Here is a 14,870-nt window from a genome sequence, read left to right on the forward strand (position 1 = left end):
ACCCACACCGCGACACTATGCGCACCCACCGACAAAACCGGCCGCCCAGTGACCACAGAAACGCAAGTGACACAAGTGGTTTGACGTCGACTCGAGGCGCCGACCTCGACGCTCGCATAGCATGCGTGGATGACTGGCACCTACAGCTACACCTTCGACGACGTCAAAGACCGCCCGGTCGCGGTGATCGGCGCGGGGACCCTCGGTCGCCGCATCGCGCTGATGTTCGCCGGCCGCGGCGGAACCGTGCGAATCCACGCCCGGCGCGCGGAACAGCTCGCGTCCGCGACCCAGTACGTAACCGAATCCCTCCCGAAGCTGTTGGCGGACAGAGGTTTCGGCGAACCGGGCAGCGTGACGGCTGCGGACTCGCTGGAGGAGGCATTGGACGGCGCCTGGCTTGCCGTCGAATCCGTTCCGGAGAAGATCGACGTCAAGACCGCGATCTGGGGCCAGATCGACCGGGCCGCGCCGCCGGACACCATCTTCGGGACCAATTCGTCGTCGTTGCCCTCGCGTCTGATGGCCGAACAGGTGCGCGACAAGACGCGGTTGTGCAACACGCACTTCTACATGCCGCCCGGGATCAACGCGGTCGAGCTGATGTCCGACGGCCACACCGGGCGCGGACTGCTGGACACGCTGCTGAGGGTGCTGCCCGAGTTCGGTTTTCGTCCTTTCGAAGTGCGCCGGGAGTCCACCGGATTCATCTTCAATCGCATCTGGGCGGCCATCAAGCGCGAATCGCTGACCGTCGTCGCCGAAGGGGTGGCCCTGCCCGAGGATGTCGACGGGATGTTCAAGGAGAACTGGCGCGTTCCGGTCGGGCCGTTCCAGATGATGGACCAGGTCGGCCTGGACGTCGTCCTCGACATCGAAAGCCACTACACCGCGGAGTTCCCGTACCTGCCCACACGCGCGCGAGACCTGTTGCAGGCCTACGTCGATGCGGGAAAGCTCGGTGTCAAGACCGGAGAGGGTTTCTACACCTACTGAACCCGGATGTCGGCGGTGACCGCCCCCGTCAGCCGGATCAGGTCCCCCGGGGTCACCGCGACGTCCCAATGGCGCCTGCCGGCACTGCACAGCACCCGGTCCCAGCGCAGCGCCGAGGTGTCGACCACGGTGCGCAGCCGCCTGCGCTGACCGAACGGGGAGATGCCGCCGACCACGTAACCCGTAACCCGTTGGGCGACAACTGGTTCGGCCATGGTGGCCTTGGGCGCGTCCAGCGCGGCCGCGGCGGCCTTCAGCGACAGCTTCGCCGGCACCGGCAGCACCGCGACGGCCAACTCGCCCGGCAGCGCGATGACCAACGTCTTGAAGACCTGTTCGGCGGCGACGTCGCCGGACTCCGGCAGGTCGGCGACGGCCTCGAAGCGCACGACCTCGTGCGGCACGCCGGCTGCGACCAACGCGGCGATGCCCGGTGTGGGGGCGCCGGCCACGCCAGGAACCCGCCGGCGTCCGCTAGGAGCCCGTGTATCCCGGCGGGTTGACGCCGTCGACCCAGAAGTCGAGGCCGAGTTGCGAACCCGGCACGCAGTCGTACACCGACAGGTCCGTGACGCCGGATTCGACCAGCACGTCCTCGCACAGCAGCGAGTTGCCGGTGTACTCGCGGGCGGGTTTGTTGAGGATGACGTAGGCCGCATCGGAGTACACCTCGGGTTTGCGGGCCCGGCTCATCGCCTCGTCGCCGCCGAGCAGGTTCTGCACGGCGGCGGTGGCGACCAGCGTGCGCGGCCACAACGTGTTCGACGCGATGCCGTCGGCGCGCATCTCCTCGGCGATGCCGAGTGCACACAGCGTCATGCCGAACTTGGCCATCATGTATGCGGTGGGCTTCAGCCACTTGCTGTCCAGCAGCACGGGCGGTGACAACGTCAGGATGTGGGGGTTCTCCCGGCCCTTCATGTGCGGGATGCACGCCTGCGACACCGCGTAGGTGCCGCGCACCTGGATGCCGTTCATCAGGTCGAACCGCTTCATCGGCACCTCGAGGACCGACCCCAGATTGATCGCCGACGCGTTGTTGACGCAGATGTCGATGCCGCCGAACTGCTCGACGGCCTTGGCCACCGCGGATTCGACGGATTCCGGGTCGCGGACGTCGCCGACGATCGGCAGCGCCTGTCCGCCGGCCTCCTCGAGTTCCTTGGCCGCGGTGTAGACCGTGCCCGGCAGCTTGGGGTGCGGCTCGGCGGTCTTGGCGACCAGGGCGACGTTGGCGCCGTCCTGTGCGGCCCGTTTGGCGATCGCGAGGCCGATGCCGCGGCTGGCGCCGGAGATGAACATGGTCTTGCCGTTCAGGGACATGGCGTCACACTAACCTGCTGGTGCGACGGCGCCGACCGGGCCTCGACCACTGCGCTGCGAGGGCCCTGCGGGGCCCGGCGAGGCACCTCGGAAATAGCCGCCCGGGCCAGCGCTGTTGTACCCCCCGGTTTCCGATGCACGCGAACACCCGCAGACACTGTCGGTGGCAGCCTTTAGATTGGGAGGAGCAGTCTGGTGTCAACGGCGACGAGCCTGTTGGGCAGCCCGCTGGGCGCCGGGCAGTTGGTCTGCATGTTTGCGAGTCCGGGGGCGTTTCCGGTCTTGTCCGGCGACACCGCAGCAGAAGGGACCGGGGTAATCGAGATGGCCGACTCTGAAGATGGCCGGGACGGCGAAGATGGCCGGGACGGCCCGACGCCATCGCAGCCTCCCGAGCCCGCACCGGAGACCGACGAAGAACTGACCGCGCGGTTCGAACGTGACGCGATTCCCCTGCTGGACCAGCTCTACGGCGGTGCGCTGCGCATGACCCGCAATCCGGCCGACGCCGAGGACCTCCTGCAGGAGACGATGGTGAAGGCGTATGCGGGTTTTCGCTCGTTCCGGGCCGGTACCAACCTCAAGGCGTGGCTCTACCGCATCCTGACCAATACCTACATCAACAGCTACCGCAAGAGGCAGCGACAGCCGGCGGAGTACCCGACCGAGGAGATCACCGACTGGCAGTTGGCGTCCAACGCCAAGCATTCGTCGACCGGTTTGCGTTCCGCCGAGGTCGAGGCCCTCGAATCGCTGCCGGACGCCGAGATCAAAGAGGCGCTGCAAGCATTGCCGGAAGAATTCCGGATGGCGGTCTACTACGCCGACGTCGAGGGTTTCCCTTACAAGGAGATCGCCGAGATCATGGACACTCCGATCGGCACCGTCATGTCACGGCTGCATCGTGGTAGGCGTCAGCTTCGCGGTCTTCTGGCCGACGTGGCCAAAGAGCGTGGCTTCAATCGCGGTCGACAGGCACACGAGGAGGTGTCGTCATGAGCGAGTATTCCGGTTCGGTCGACCCGCGCGCCGAGGACAGCGATTCCCACGGCGGCCTCGGCTGCGCCGAGGTGATCGCCGAGGTGTGGACCCTGCTCGACGGCGAGTGCACACCGGAGTCCCGCGCGAGGCTGCAACAGCATCTGGACGCGTGCCCCGGCTGCCTCAAGCACTACGGTCTCGAGGAGCGGATCAAGGCGCTGATCGCCTCCAAATGCCGAGGTGAGAAGGCTCCGGACGCCTTGCGGGAGCGGCTCAGGCTGGAGATCCGCCGCACCACCATCATCCGGGATATGCGGTAGCGGTACCGGCGCTCAGGCGTTGGGCCGCTTGCCGTGGTTGGCCTTGCTGTGCTTGCGGTCGCGCTTCTTACGGCCACGCTTGGCCATCGGGGAACCTCCGTCATCGGGTCGAAAACCGGGCGTCCGCCGCCCGTCACGTCGTCCCTCAGTCTCTCACGTCGCTTGGATGCGCGACCAACAGCCCGCGCGCCGCGGTCGCCGCGGGCGCTGTGGTTCGATATACATGAGCGTGGGTCGGCAGCCAGCATGCGCCGACGTCCGGAACGGATGAGGTGAAGATGGCGGAGGATGTTCGCGCCGAAATCGTGGCCAGCGTGCTTGAAGTCGTCGTCAACGAGGGTGACCAGATCGGCAAGGGCGACATCGTCGTGCTGCTGGAATCGATGAAGATGGAGATTCCCGTCCTGGCCGAGGTCGACGGCACGGTCAGCCAGGTGAGTGTCTCGGTGGGCGACGTCATCCAGGCCGGTGACCTCATCGCCGTCATCAGCTAGCCGTTGGGTCCGCGCATTCACCACCGGGACGGCTCGGGAGCATGTGATGTCGACTCTCGGTGATCTGCTCGCCGAGCACACGGTGCTGCCCGGCAACGCGGTGGACCACCTGCACGCGGTCGTCGGGGAGTGGCAACTGCTGGCCGACCTGTCGTTCGCCGACTACCTGATGTGGGTTCGCCGCGACGACGGCATGCTGGTCTGTGTCGCGCAATGCCGGCCGAACACCGCGCCGACGGTGATGCATGCCGACGAGGTGGGGGGCGTCGTCGACGCCGAGAAGATGCCGCTGGTGGCCGAGAGCTTTGTCTCCGGCGCCGCCGTCCGGGAACCCGTCGTGGGTCCGCAGACGTCCTGGCAACTGCTGGGGCCGCACGTCGAGGCGTCCCCGGTCCGCTACGGCGGCCAGGTGGTCGCGGTGCTCACGCAACACCAGAACACCTTGGCGGCCCGCCGCAAATCCGGCCAGCTCGAGACCGCCTACCGCGAATGCGCGACGAGCCTCGTGCAGATGCTGTCGGAGGGAACCTTTCCCGACGTGGGCGACGTGGCCATGTCGCGCTCGACGCCGCGGGCCGGCGACGGCTTCATCCGCCTGGACGTCGACGGTGTCGTCGCCTATGCCAGCCCCAACGCGCTGTCGGCCTACCACCGCATGGGTCTGACGACGAAGTTGGAGGGCTGCAACCTGATCGAGGTGACGCGGCCGCTGATCTCGGACCCCTTCGAGGCCCAGGAGGTGGCCGAGCACATCAACGACCTGGTGGCCGGCGGGCTGAGCATGCGCATGGAGGTCGACGCCGGCGGCGCCACGGTGCTGTTGCGGACGCTGCCGCTGCTGGTGCAGGGCACCAGCAAGGGGGCGGCGGTGCTGATCCGCGACGTCACCGAGGTGAAGCGCCGCGACCGGGCCCTGATCTCCAAGGACGCCACGATCCGGGAAATCCACCACCGGGTCAAGAACAACCTGCAGACCGTGGCGGCGCTGCTGCGGCTGCAGGCCCGCCGGACGGTCAACGCCGAGGGACGGGAAGCGCTGATGGAGTCGGTGCGCCGCGTGTCCTCCATCGCGCTGGTGCACGACGCGCTGTCGATGTCGGTGGACGAGCAGGTCAACCTCGACGAGGTCATCGACAGGATCTTGCCGATCATGAACGACGTGGCATCGGTGGACAGGCCGATCCGGATCAACCGGGTCGGTGACCTCGGGGTGCTGGACTCCGACCGTGCGACGGCGCTGATCATGGTGATCACCGAACTCGTGCAGAACGCGATCGAGCACGCGTTCGATCCTGCGGTCCAGGAGGGTTCGGTGACGATTCGGGCCGAGCGCTCGGCGCGCTGGCTCGATGTCGTGGTGCACGACGACGGGCGCGGACTGCCCGAAGGATTCAGCCTGGAGAAGTCCGACAGCCTCGGGTTGCAGATCGTGCGCACCCTGGTCTCGGCGGAACTGGACGGCACGCTGGGCATGCGCGACGGGGCCGAGCGGGGCACCGACGTGGTGCTACGGGTGCCGATCGGTCGTCGGGGGCGGCTGCAGCTGTAGCCCCGCACGACAGTGCGGCCCCGACGATCGTCGAGGCCGCACTGTCGTGCGAAACCGGGTCAAACTCCGCTACGGGCCTTCGTCCGAGCGCTGCGACGCTTCAGTGCACGTCGTTCGTCTTCGCTCATCCCACCCCAGACGCCCGAGTCCTGACCGGTGTTCAGGGCCCAGCCGAGGCACTCGGTCGTCACCGGGCACCGGTTGCAGATCAGTTTCGCGTCAGCGATCTGCGCGAGCGCCGGGCCACTGTTCCCTACCGGGAAGAACAGCTCCGGGTCCTCGTCCCGACAGACCGCCTTGTGGCGCCAATCCATACGTTGTTACTCCTCACTGAGTGCGCAGCAAGACGCACGGCAATTTCTTCGGCTGTTAAGCGTGCAGAAGAAAAACGATCCGTACCCCTACGTAAATTTCTGCATGCAACCTTTTGATCGTTTCACAGGCTCAACAGAAGTCAATAGCGTGCGTTCGCTCGTGGGCTATCTCACTTTGACGAACTCTTAGTCAAGCCCTTACACCGTTGTACTACACTTCGCCGCTACCCGCCGGGGGATTTTTTCCCGGTCTTCTCTTCTTCCTTCGTCACCGCAGCTCAGGGCGGCTTTTGTCGGGAGGGGCGACGACCGGGAGCGCGTCGGCAACTGCCCGGAAGGTCATGGTTTCCCGGGTGCCGAGGTAGTCCCCGTCGAACTGGCAGGCGACCGGACCTCCCGTCGAGGTGACGCGCAGGCACGCGACGTCGTCCGCGGTGATGAGGTTCTTCAACCCGAACTTGGGCCGCTTGGCGAGCATTTGCCGGGCTATCCGCAGGCTGGGGATCAGCTTCAGGCTGGTGGGGGCGAAAACCCCGAGTCCCGACTCGAAGGTGCAGCCGGGATTGGTCCACACCGGCCGCTCGTTGGCGAAGGTCCACGGACTGGAATTCGACACGAAGACGAAGCTCACCCCGGGGAGCGGCGCCCGGTCGGGCAATTCCAGTGTCAGCATCGGCTCGCGGCGCGTGTAACCCCAGACCGCGGGGACCGCGGCGCGGACGTAGCGCCACGGCGTGACCTTGCCGCCCTTGTCGCGTTCGGCCTCGACCGCGGCCACCACCTCGGCATCCACGCCCATCCCGGTGTTGAGCACGGCCCACCGCTCGCCGCAGTCGATCAATCCGATGCGCCGCCAGGTCTGGTGACGCCGGTGGTCGTCGAGCAACTGGATGAGCTGGTTGGTGGCGGCGACCGGGTCCCGGGCGATGCTCAGCGACCGCGCCAGCACATTGGCCGAGCCGCCGGGCACCACGGCGACGGCGGGAACGGGCCATGATGGCGGCGAACCGGGGCGGCCGAGCAGGCCGTTGACGACCCCGCTGACCGTGCCGTCGCCACCGTGCACGACGACCAGGTCGACGCCGTCTTTCGCGGCCGCCTGCGCGAGCTCGGTGCCGTGGCCGCGGTGATTGGTGTGCTCGACGGTGAGCTGCAGGCGGCTCTTGAGGGCGTGCGCGAGCAGGTCGCGACCGGCGGGCGTGGTGGATGTGGCGGTGGGGTTGACGATCAGCACGGCGCGCATGACGACTGAGCCTAGGCCGTGCGACGATGCGGGCCGTGTGACGGCCCGAGGAGGAGTGCGGCGACGGTGACTACGCTAGCGCCGTGGGACTCGCCGGCAGACAGGTGGCGCCGACTGCCGTGCGGCTGGCAGGTGTGATCGTTGCCGCACAGGGAGCGGTCGCGCTCGTGGTGGCCGCGGTGCTGGTGGTCCGGGGAATCGCCGGAGCGGATCAGCGCCTGGTCAACGGCCTGGCGACGGCGGTCTGGTTCGTCCTGGTCGGCGGCGTGGTGCTCGTCGCCGGACGCGCGCTGACCACCGGCAGGCGCTGGGGCCGCGGGCTCGCGGTGGTCACCCAGTTGCTGCTGCTGCCCGTGTCGTGGTACGTCGCGGTGGGCTCGCATCGGCCGGCCGTCGGCATCCCGGCGGGGGTGGTGGCGCTGAGCGTGCTGGTGCTGCTGTTCAGCCCCGCCGGCGTGCGCTGGGCCGCCGGGGGCGATCAGCGCGGGCCGGCCAGTTCGGCCAGTCGGGAGCCGGGCAGCAGATAGGCGGTCGACTCGCGCCGCGGCTTTCCCCGCCCGCGCCGGCCCCGACAGCATCGCGCGCGTCACGCCACGCCGGCAAACCCGGGGCCACACGAACAACCGGTGTGCCGCACACACCACAGCGCCTCGGTGGCGACGCGGCCCTGGACTTCGGCGACGTGACGGTGGGCGCTTGGAAAGGGCCGAACAGCGTTGTGGAAACCTGCGTTTCGGTGACGGCGCCTTGTTCGGGGTCGCGCTCGAATTCGGCCGGCGCACGGATCATGGCCGTGATGTCGGCGGTGTGCCGCGGCGCGGCCGGGCGAATCGCCGTGGTCACGAGCGCACTCCGAGAGCGGCGAGTATCGTGGCGAATTTGGTTGTGGTCTCGTCGACTTCGTCGTCGGGGTCGGATTCGGCGACGATCCCGCCGCCGGCCCGCGCCAGCGCGGTGCGCCGGTCCGCCGACAGCTGCGCGCAGCGGATGGACACCACCCAGGTGCCGTCGCCGCGCGCGTCACACCACCCGACCGCCCCGGCATAAAAACCGCGGTCCCCTTCCATCTCGGCGATGAGTTCGGTCGCGGCCCTGGTCGGGACGCCGCCGACCGCGGGAGTGGGATGCAGCGCCAACGCCAAATCTATTGCGGTCGTCGACGTATCGCGAAGCCGACCGCTGATCGGGGTGCACAGGTGCCACACCGCGGCGGTGCGGCTCACGTGGGGCTCCGGCGCGATGGTGAGGTCGTCGCACAGCGGCTCCAGGGCGTCCCGGATGGCGTCGATCACCAGTTGATGCTCGTGCCGGTTCTTGGCCGAACCGGCCAGTGTGGCGCCGTTGGCGGCGTCGCGATCGGGGTCGGCGTCGCGCGGGGCCGAACCGGCGAACGGCCGGCACGCGACGCGGTCCCCGGCCCGGGCGACGAGAAGTTCTGGGCTCGCGCCCACCAGTGCGACGCCGCCGTAGTCGCCGCCGGCGCCGGTCAGGTCGACGAGGTAGCCGTAGGCGGCGGGGTCCGCGGCGATCAGCCGGCGCAGCACGACGCGGGCGTCCAGGGGAGCGTCCGCGGCCAGCTCCAACGCGCGGGCCAGCACCACCTTGTGCAGCGGGCCGCCCGGTGCGCGGAGCCGGTCGCGGGCGCGGCTGATCCGGTCGCGGTAGTCGGCGGGCGGCGGGACGGCGGCGGTGACGCGCACCGCCGGCAGCGGGCCCGTCGGCCAGTCGGGGGGACCCTCGGTGCGCGCGACGCCGACCGGCGCCAGCAACGCGGCCGGCTTGTCCGTGTCAAAAGGCAACGCGCCCAACACTATCGGCGCCGAGCCGGAGCGCAGCGCCGCTTGTGCCGCGCGCACGTCGCAGAATCGGTCGCGCACGCCGTCGGCGACCAGGGTGCCCCGCGGGCCGGACAGCGCGAACGGCGGTTCGCTGCACGTGCTCACCCGGGTGCGAGCGCCCGCGGGTGGCTGGTCAGCCCCAGCGCGGCGAGCTGCCGCACGCCGTGCTCGAAACCGCACATGGCGATCGAGCCGGCGACCATCCAGAAGCGGCTGCCCTCGACGAGGGGCAGCTCGAGCCACCGGGTGATCACCGCGCGGGAGAAGTGGCTGTGGCCCACGAACAGCACGTCTCGGGAGGTCATCTGCTCCAGCGCGAAGGCCACCGCCCGATCGGCGCGCTCGCTGACCTGCGCCACGCTTTCGCCGCCGGGGCATCCGTGCGTCCAGACCAGCCAGTCGGGGACTGTTTCCTGGATCTGCGGCGTCGTCAAGCCCTCGTAGGAACCGTAATCCCATTCGGCGAGCAGGTCGGACACCTCGTCGACGGCGAGCCCGGCCAGCTTGGCGGTGGTGACGGCGCGTTGCCGCGGGCTGCTGATCACCAGCGGGTCGGCGAGTTCGAGTTCGGCCAGCACCTGTCCGGCGAGCTCGGCCTGCGCCCGGCCGTTCTCGGTGAGTTCGAGATCGGTGCTGCCCGTGTGCTGGCCCGACTTGGACCACGCGGTTTCCCCGTGGCGCAGCAGGACCAGGCGGTGGTTGTACAAGCCCATGCAACCGATTCTGCCCGACGCGAGCCCGGGCCTGTCGGCCGCAGCGCGGGGCGGGCGAACATGCCAGGATGGCACTGTGACTGCGCGGGGACGATGCAGCGCGAAGTCGACGAGAAGGGGCGGCGCCTGTGGCTAAGACCCGGGTATTGGCGGTGGCCAACCAGAAGGGCGGTGTCGCCAAGACGACGACGGTCGCCTCGCTGGGCGCGGCGATGGCGGATGCGGGGCAGCGGGTTCTGCTCGTCGACCTGGATCCGCAGGGTTGTCTGACCTTCTCGCTCGGCCAGGACCCCGACAAGCTGCCGGTGTCGGTGCACGAGGTGCTGCTCGGCGAGGTGGAGCCGGGCGCCGCGCTGGTGACGACGGTCGAGGGGATGACGCTGCTGCCGGCAAACATCGACCTCGCGGGCGCCGAGGCGATGCTGCTCATGCGCGCCGGGCGCGAATACGCGCTCAAACGGGCACTGGCCAAACTCTCCGGCCAGTTCGACGTGGTCATCCTCGACTGCCCGCCGTCGCTGGGCGTGCTGACGCTCAACGGGCTCACGGCGGCAGGCGAGGTCATCGTGCCGCTGCAGTGCGAGACGCTCGCGCACCGCGGCGTCGGCCAGTTCCTGCGCACGGTCGCCGACGTCCAGCAGATCACCAACCCGGACCTGCGTATGCTGGGCGCGCTGCCGACGCTCTACGACGCCCGCACCACCCACACCCGCGACGTGCTGCTCGACGTCGCCGACCGCTACGACCTGCCGGTGCTGGCCCCGCCGATCCCGCGCACGGTGCGTTTCGCCGAGGCCAGCGCCTCGGGTTCGTCGGTGATGGCCGGGCGCCGGAACAAGGGTGCGCAGGCCTACGGCGAGTTGGCCAGGGCGCTGCTCGAGCACTGGAAGAGCGGCAAAGCGCTGCCGACGTTCACCGTCGAGGTGTAGGCGCTCCGGGTCAGCCCAGCGCCACCACGGTGTCGCCGCGCTGCTCGAACACCCGCGAGCCCGACACTGCGGGCACCACGGCGGGCACCACGGCCTCCCTGCCGGCCTGCCGGGCGCCCGGCGACCGCTGCACCGGGATGTAGCGCTCGTTGGCCCCGCTGACCGGGTCGTAGACGCCGATCGCGTTGCTGACCGGCACCAGCAGCCTGCCCGCCATCAGTGCCGCGGGTCCCAACGGCGCCGTCGCCCCGCCCGCGGCGATCGTGTAGCGCAGCGTCAGGGTGCTCGCCTCGAACACCATCAGGGCGTCGCCGGTCCACCAGGTCACCAGGTTGCCCGCCAGTGATGCCATCGCCGCGCGCGACGGAGGCTTGGGCAGCAGGGTGCTCGACACCGTGGTGCCCGTCTCGTCGACGACGTCCAGCCTGGGCTGCGGTGACGGCACGTACACCGCGGTGTTGTTCTCCCACACGGCCACCACGCGCGCCCCCGAGTCGGGCCGGACCCCGGGCTCGGCCACGACCTGTTGGCGGGGCTCGTCGTCGTCCTTGCCCGGCCGCAGCAGGACGAGCCGCAGATCGGCCTGGTCCCTGCAGCTCTCGAGCACCGATACCGCGGCCGAGCTGGCCGCGGCCGAGAGCAGCCGGCATCCGGAATGCAGTCCCCGCGCCGACGGCTTCACCCGGGCGTCCGTCTCGCCGTAGGCCAGCATCCGGACCATGTCCGAGCGCCAGAGCTCCAGACGGGTGTCGCCGGCCGACAGCACCGTTGTGCCGTCGGAGGACAGCCGCACACGCGGATCGGCGTAGCCGCTGCGGGCGGGTCCGCGACGACCGGTCGACCCGTCCAGGGTGCTGACCTGACCGCATCCGCGGTCGTCCCGGTAGACGGCGACGGCGTAGCGGTAGATCCAGGACACCCCGCACAGGTCGACATCGCGGGAATAGCTCCAGAGTGTCCGACCGGTGCCGGGGTCGTGCCCCTCCACGCGCCGGCCGGCGCCGGTGGTGACCGTGCCGCCGACCACCACCGGCGAGGTGGTGGCGGGGCTGGCGGCCGCCCAGAGCTGATGCAGGGCGGCCGGGACGTCGCGGACCGGCTTCGGGGTGGGCGCCGGGACGGCGGCTGGCCTGCTGATGGTGGCGCGGGCGTCGCTCGTCCACCAGATCAGGGACGCGGCGACGGCAACGACGACCGCGATAGCCGCGGCGGCCAGCATGTCGCCCCTGGTTCGGCGCTCCGGTCTGACCATGCCGCGGCGCGGGCCTCAGTCCGAGGTGGTGGCGGCGGAGACGGCGCCGCCTTCGGCGGGCTTGCGACGTCGGCGGCGCCGCCGCGTGGTCGCGCCGTTGCCCTCCGGGGAGCCGGACGGTCCGTCGGCGCCGCCGTCGGCGGCCGGAGCCGGCGCGCCGGCGGGGTGCCCGGTGACGGGCTCGCCACCCCTGGTGCGCCGGCGGCGTGCGCCGCTACGGGCGGTTGCGGGCTTGCGCTCCGGGGCGTCTCCGCCGGTGGAGCCCGCGCGGCGCTTGACCGGCGACTTGCGCGCACTGCCGACGGTGCCGCTCGCCTCGGCGGGAATGCCCAGCTCGGCGTACAGGTGCGGTGAGTTGGAGTACGTCTCGGCAGGGTCGGGCGAATCGAGGCCCAGCGCCTTGTCGATCATCGACCAGCGGGGCAGCTCGTCCCAGTCCACCAGGGTGACCGCGACGCCGGTTTTGCCGGCGCGGCCGGTGCGGCCGATCCGGTGCACGTAGGCCTGTTCGTCCTCGGGGATCTGGTAGTTGATGACGTGCGTGACGTCGTCGATGTCGATGCCGCGGGCGGCGACGTCGGTGGCGACCAGCACGTCGACGCCGCCGGCGCGGAACGCCTTGAGCGCCTTTTCGCGGGCATCCTGGTTCAGGTCGCCGTGGACGGTGCCGACCTTGAAGCCCCGCTCGGCCAGCTCGTCGGCGACCTTCTGCGCGGTGCGTTTGGTGCGGGTGAAGATCATTGTCGCGCCGCGGCCCTCGGCCTGCAGCACGCGGCAGACCAGTTCGATCTTGTCCAGGGCGTGGGCCCGGTAGACGAACTGCTCGGTGGTGTCGTGGGTGGCGGCCGACTGCGGTGCTTCGGCCCGGATGTGGGTGGGCCGGTTCATGAAGGTGCGGGCCAAGGTGATGATCGGGCCCGGCATGGTCGCCGAGAACAGCATCGACTGCCGGTCGGTGGGGATCTGACGCAGGATGCGCTCGATATCGGGCAGAAAGCCGAGGTCCAGCATCTCGTCGGCCTCATCGAGCACCAGCACCGACAGCCCGCCCAGCTGCAGGTGGCCCTGCTGGCACAGGTCGAGCAGGCGCCCGGGGGTGCCGATCACGACGTCGGCGCCGGCCCGCAGCGACTCGATCTGCGGCTCGTAGGGCCGCCCGCCGTAGATGGACACCACCGACAGGCGGCGCCCGTCATCGGCGCTCAGGTACTTGGCGGCCGTGGCCAGGTCCCCGGTGACCTGCAGGCACAGCTCCCGGGTGGGCACCACGATCAGGGCCCGCGGCACTCCGGTCAGCGGGGCCTCGGTGGCACGCGTCGTGATGCGGTGCAGCAGTGGCACGCCGAAGCCGAAGGTCTTGCCCATGCCGGTGCGGGCCTGGCCGATCACGTCGTCGCCGGCCATCGCCAGCGGCAGGGTGAGCTCCTGGATGGCAAAGGGGTGTTCGATGCCTTGCTCGGCCAGCGCGCGGACGATTTCGTCGCGGACGCCGAGCTCGGCGAATGTTGTTTTCGTGGGCAGTTCGGTCGTGGTTGTCTCGGTTGCGGTTGTCTCGGTTGTGGTTTTCCCGGTTGTGGTGGTGGTTGTGCTTGTGGTTGTCGGTGCGGTCATACGCGGAGGTTGAGCCTTTCGGTGACGTCGTTCGGTGTTGTGTCGGTGTTTCTCTGTCGCGGTCACGCACGCACGAGTTCCGACTCCGACTACGTCGCCGAGGCACGGGCCTCACCCAGTCGGGCTGAGCGGGCCAGCTGTGCGCGCACATTTCGCCGATAGCGGCGACTTGCATAACAGATCAAGCGTAACGGACGAAGACGGCCGCCATCTAGGTACATGATAGCTGTTCGGCGGCCGGCACCCATCTCCGCCCGGGCCCGCCGACTAGAGTGTTGCCATGACTTCGGCCTCTCCTGCCTCCCCGGCCGACCAGGTGGCCGATTCGCCCGCACCGCGGGTACCGGCGGATCATCCCGGCGTCGTCGAGCTGTTCGCGGTGCTGGCCTACGGTGAGGTCGCCGCGTTCTACCGGCTGACCGACGAGGCCCGGATGGCGCCCGACCTGCGGGGGCGCATCTCGATGGCGAGCATGGCCGCCGCCGAGATGGGCCACTACGAGCTGCTGCATGACGCCCTGTCGCGTCGGGGGGTCGACGTCGTGGTGGCGATGGCGAAGTACGTGTCCGCGCTGGACAACTACCACCGGCTGACGATGCCCAGCACGTGGCTGGAAGCCCTGGTCAAGACCTACATCGGCGACGCGCTGGCCGCCGACCTGTACCTCGAGATCGCCGACGGCCTGCCCGACGAGGTGGCCGACGTGGTGCGCGCGGCACTGGCCGAGACCGGGCACTCGCAGTTCGTCGTGGCCGAGGTGCGCGGCGCGGTGACCGCGAGCAGCAAGCAGCGCAGCCGGCTGGCGCTGTGGGCGCGCCGGCTGTTCGGCGAGGCGATCACCCAGACGCAGTACGTGCTGGCCGACCACGACGAACTGGTCGATCTGGTGTTGTCATGTGCCGGCGGGCTGGGTCAGCTCAACGCGTTCTTCGATCGCCTGCAGCAGACCCACGACCGGCGGATGCGCGAGCTCGGGCTGGGCTGACCGGCGAAAACCCGTCCCCCTCAGCGGGTGCACGTCGCCATGATGGCGGCGTTGGCCGACGACACCACCGGTTGGCCCGCGGCGTTGACGATCGAGCAGTTGAGCCGGCCGGACAGGCTGGTCGCGATCACCGACTCGGTCGCCACGCCCGGGTTCAGGACGATCATCTTCGACCACGGCAGCGCCACGTTGAACTCGGTCTGCGGGAAGCCGCGGGCGTCGGTGTACACGACGCTCACCAGGTCCAACAGCCCCTTGGTCCCGGTCACGCTGTACACGACGGTGCGGGGGTTCAGCGCCGCGGTGGGCGGCGGGGCCGGCG

The 14,870-nt window shown here is 69.8% G+C and carries 18 protein-coding genes; 8 read left to right on the forward strand and 10 right to left on the reverse strand.

Annotated elements, in window-relative coordinates:
* The first annotated feature begins 129 nt into the window (after positions 1-129).
* A complete protein-coding gene (locus tag FPZ47_RS22350; protein WP_144955471.1) occupies positions 130-996 on the forward strand; it encodes a 3-hydroxyacyl-CoA dehydrogenase family protein in 867 nt (288 codons plus the stop codon).
* Here FPZ47_RS22350 and FPZ47_RS22355 read toward each other — a convergent pair.
* On the reverse strand, positions 990-1,448 hold the full coding sequence (locus FPZ47_RS22355; protein ID WP_144955468.1) for a YbaK/EbsC family protein: 459 nt from the start codon (positions 1,446-1,448) through the stop codon (positions 990-992). The genes FPZ47_RS22350 and FPZ47_RS22355 overlap by 7 nt on opposite strands.
* 22 nt (positions 1,449-1,470) lie before the next feature.
* A complete protein-coding gene (locus FPZ47_RS22360; protein WP_144955465.1) occupies positions 1,471-2,319 on the reverse strand; it encodes an SDR family oxidoreductase in 849 nt (282 codons plus the stop codon).
* A 324-nt stretch (positions 2,320-2,643) separates the two neighbouring features.
* Between FPZ47_RS22360 and FPZ47_RS22365 the strand changes: the two genes are divergently transcribed.
* Both FPZ47_RS22365 and rsrA read left to right on the forward strand, forming a co-directional pair.
* Complete coding sequence (locus tag FPZ47_RS22365; protein ID WP_425461831.1) at positions 2,644-3,318, forward strand: sigma-70 family RNA polymerase sigma factor; 675 nt, start codon at positions 2,644-2,646, stop codon at positions 3,316-3,318.
* Positions 3,315-3,620: a mycothiol system anti-sigma-R factor gene (gene rsrA / locus FPZ47_RS22370; RefSeq protein ID WP_144955460.1), complete on the forward strand. Its 306-nt coding sequence runs from the start codon at positions 3,315-3,317 to the stop codon at positions 3,618-3,620. Before FPZ47_RS22365 ends, rsrA begins: the two co-directional genes overlap by 4 nt.
* Positions 3,621-3,632: 12 nt before the next feature.
* Here the strand turns inward: rsrA and FPZ47_RS30745 are convergent, their stop codons facing one another.
* Positions 3,633-3,707, reverse strand: a complete 75-nt coding sequence (locus tag FPZ47_RS30745) for a 50S ribosomal protein bL37 (protein WP_011728008.1) — start codon at positions 3,705-3,707, stop codon at positions 3,633-3,635.
* A gap of 191 nt (positions 3,708-3,898) precedes the next feature.
* Here FPZ47_RS30745 and FPZ47_RS22380 point away from each other — a divergent pair, with 191 nt between their 5' ends.
* The gene (locus FPZ47_RS22380) at positions 3,899-4,114 is read left to right on the forward strand and encodes a biotin/lipoyl-binding carrier protein (RefSeq protein ID WP_144955458.1); all 216 of its coding nucleotides are present in this window, start codon (positions 3,899-3,901) and stop codon (positions 4,112-4,114) included.
* A gap of 46 nt (positions 4,115-4,160) precedes the next feature.
* A complete protein-coding gene (locus FPZ47_RS22385; protein WP_144955455.1) occupies positions 4,161-5,663 on the forward strand; it encodes a sensor histidine kinase in 1,503 nt (500 codons plus the stop codon).
* Positions 5,664-5,722: 59 nt separating this feature from the next.
* Here the strand turns inward: FPZ47_RS22385 and whiB1 are convergent, their stop codons facing one another.
* Together whiB1 and FPZ47_RS22395 are read right to left on the reverse strand one after the other, a co-directional pair.
* Complete coding sequence (whiB1, locus tag FPZ47_RS22390) at positions 5,723-5,977, reverse strand: transcriptional regulator WhiB1 (RefSeq protein WP_144955452.1); 255 nt, start codon at positions 5,975-5,977, stop codon at positions 5,723-5,725.
* 268 nt (positions 5,978-6,245) lie between these two features.
* The gene (locus FPZ47_RS22395; protein WP_144955449.1) at positions 6,246-7,220 is read right to left on the reverse strand and encodes a diacylglycerol/lipid kinase family protein; all 975 of its coding nucleotides are present in this window, start codon (positions 7,218-7,220) and stop codon (positions 6,246-6,248) included.
* Between the two features lie 83 nt (positions 7,221-7,303).
* On the opposite strand from FPZ47_RS22395, the gene FPZ47_RS22400 reads away from it, so the two are divergent.
* Positions 7,304-7,747: a hypothetical protein gene (locus FPZ47_RS22400; RefSeq protein ID WP_246133548.1), complete on the forward strand. Its 444-nt coding sequence runs from the start codon at positions 7,304-7,306 to the stop codon at positions 7,745-7,747.
* A gap of 312 nt (positions 7,748-8,059) precedes the next feature.
* Here FPZ47_RS22400 and FPZ47_RS22410 read toward each other — a convergent pair whose 3' ends face one another.
* Positions 8,060-9,163, reverse strand: a complete 1,104-nt coding sequence (locus FPZ47_RS22410) for an isochorismate synthase (protein ID WP_144955446.1) — start codon at positions 9,161-9,163, stop codon at positions 8,060-8,062.
* Positions 9,160-9,771 (reverse strand): acid phosphatase, encoded by a 612-nt coding sequence (locus tag FPZ47_RS22415; protein ID WP_144955442.1) that lies wholly within the window; start codon positions 9,769-9,771, stop codon positions 9,160-9,162. Before FPZ47_RS22415 ends, FPZ47_RS22410 begins: the two co-directional genes overlap by 4 nt.
* A 128-nt stretch (positions 9,772-9,899) precedes the next feature.
* Between FPZ47_RS22415 and FPZ47_RS22420 the strand changes: the two genes are divergently transcribed.
* Positions 9,900-10,700 carry a ParA family protein gene (locus FPZ47_RS22420; protein WP_144955439.1) on the forward strand — a complete coding sequence of 267 codons (801 nt, stop codon included), beginning with the start codon at positions 9,900-9,902 and terminating at the stop codon, positions 10,698-10,700.
* Between the two features lie 10 nt (positions 10,701-10,710).
* On the opposite strand, the gene FPZ47_RS22425 is transcribed toward FPZ47_RS22420, so the two are convergent.
* Both FPZ47_RS22425 and FPZ47_RS22430 read right to left on the reverse strand, forming a co-directional pair.
* A complete protein-coding gene (locus FPZ47_RS22425) occupies positions 10,711-11,952 on the reverse strand; it encodes an Rv3212 family protein (protein ID WP_144955436.1) in 1,242 nt (413 codons plus the stop codon).
* A gap of 15 nt (positions 11,953-11,967) precedes the next feature.
* Entirely contained in the window at positions 11,968-13,563 is a 1,596-nt protein-coding gene (locus FPZ47_RS22430; RefSeq protein ID WP_144955433.1) for a DEAD/DEAH box helicase, read from the reverse strand.
* A gap of 280 nt (positions 13,564-13,843) precedes the next feature.
* Between FPZ47_RS22430 and FPZ47_RS22435 the strand changes: the two genes are divergently transcribed.
* The gene (locus tag FPZ47_RS22435; protein WP_144955430.1) at positions 13,844-14,548 is read left to right on the forward strand and encodes a ferritin-like fold-containing protein; all 705 of its coding nucleotides are present in this window, start codon (positions 13,844-13,846) and stop codon (positions 14,546-14,548) included.
* Between the two features lie 20 nt (positions 14,549-14,568).
* Here FPZ47_RS22435 and FPZ47_RS22440 read toward each other — a convergent pair.
* The coding region (locus tag FPZ47_RS22440) for an MmpS family transport accessory protein (protein WP_246859888.1) at positions 14,569-14,870 on the reverse strand (302 nt) is incomplete at its 5' end.

The organism is Mycobacterium helveticum, assembly GCF_007714205.1.
GTDB classification, from domain to species: Bacteria; Actinomycetota; Actinomycetes; order Mycobacteriales; family Mycobacteriaceae; genus Mycobacterium; species Mycobacterium helveticum.